The organism is Burkholderia sp. LS-044 (assembly GCF_004803625.1).
Lineage (GTDB): Bacteria > Pseudomonadota > Gammaproteobacteria > Burkholderiales > Burkholderiaceae > Burkholderia > Burkholderia cepacia.
This window is the reverse complement of record NZ_SSWO01000050.1, coordinates 1-1,374: the sequence shown is the minus strand read 5'-3', so window position 1 is coordinate 1,374 and position 1,374 is coordinate 1. Positions and strand designations below refer to the sequence as shown.

Genomic DNA, 1,374 nt, shown 5'->3' with positions numbered 1-1,374 from the left:
GAACCTGTCCGCATTTTTGTGGGCGAGGCGGTTGAACAGCGCCTTATCCGCGCGCCTGCGTGAATCGCTCGCCAAACAGGATAGCAAACTGGTTCATCGCTGATTTCCAGTCGAAGGCGGCCCGCACGGTCTTGGCCAGCACGTTGCGCAGCGCCAGCCAGAGCAGCTTGATCGCGGCCTCGTCATTCGGGAAGTGACCACGAGTCTTGATGATCTTGCGCAACTGCATGTTCAGACTTTCAATGGCGTTCGTTGTGTAGACAACTCGTCGAATCTCCGGCGGAAACACGAAGAACGGTATGACGTGCTCCCATGCACGCTGCCACGACTGCACGATGGTCGGGTACTTCGCGCCCCAAGGGCCGTCAGCGAAGTCTTGCAGTGCCTGCCTTGCCGCCTCCTCGCTGGCGGCCGCGTAGATCGGGCGCAGCGCTGCGGCGAGCGCCTTACGGTCCTTGTAGCTGGCGTACTCGAGACTGTTGCGGATCAGATGCACGATGCAGGTCTGAACGGTCGTGCGGGGATAGGCTGCGCTGATGGCCTCGGCCAGCCCCTTCAGGCCATCGACGACGGCGATCAGGATGTCCTGACAGCCACGCGTCTTGAGTTCGTTGAACACCTTGAGCCAGAACTTGGCGCCCTCGGTCTGCTCGATCCAGAGGCCCAGCACGTCGCGCTGGCCGTCGGCCTGGATGCCCAGGGCCAGATAGACGGCTTTGTTGCTGACCACACCATCGTCACGGATCTTGACCCGCAGGGCATCGAAGAACACCACCGGATACATCGTTTCGAGCGGGCGGCTCTGCCAAGTCAGCGCTTCGGCCATCACCTCGTCGGTGACCGAGCTGATGAAATCGGGAGATACCTCGGTGCCGTAACTCTCGGCCAGAAAGGCCTGAATCTCGCGCACACTCATGCCGCGAGCGTACATCGCGATGATGCGTTCGTCGAAGCCGGTGAAGCGGCGCTCGTGCTTGGGAATCAGGATCGGCTCGAAGCTGCCGTCGCGATCGCGGGGGACTTCGACCCGAACCGGGCCACGATCGGTGATGACCGTCTTGCCGCTGGCGCCGTTGCGCTCGTTGGCCTGACCGGGCGGCTTGGACTGGCCTGGTCGGTAGCCCAAATGCAGATTCATCTCGGCGCCCATCGCGCGCTCGATGACTGCCTTGTTGAACGCCAGCATCAGGTCCTGAACCTCGGCCGGCGTCATCGGCCCCTTGACCAACTGGTCCAGCAGTTCCTTGGGCAGTTCAGGCAGCGGCCCGCGGGCCGCTGCCTGACGCGCTACAGTTTGCCTTTTCTTCTTCATTGGCATATCCATGACTTTTACACCTCATGATATGCCCCGCCCACGAAATCACGGATAGGTCC

The 1,374-nt window shown here is 61.8% G+C and carries 1 protein-coding gene; it reads right to left on the bottom strand.

All coding sequences use genetic code 11. From position 1 onward, the window contains the following. Positions 1–43 precede the first annotated feature (43 nt). Entirely contained in the window at positions 44–1,312 is a 1,269-nt protein-coding gene (locus E9536_RS41105; protein ID WP_080484188.1) for an IS256 family transposase, read from the bottom strand. Positions 1,313–1,374: the final 62 nt, after the last annotated feature.

Coding starts and splice junctions, on each gene's coding strand:
- E9536_RS41105 (WP_080484188.1), bottom strand. CDS start 1,312: ATGAAGAAGAAAAGGCAAACTGTAGCGCGTCAGGCAGCGGCCCGCGGG.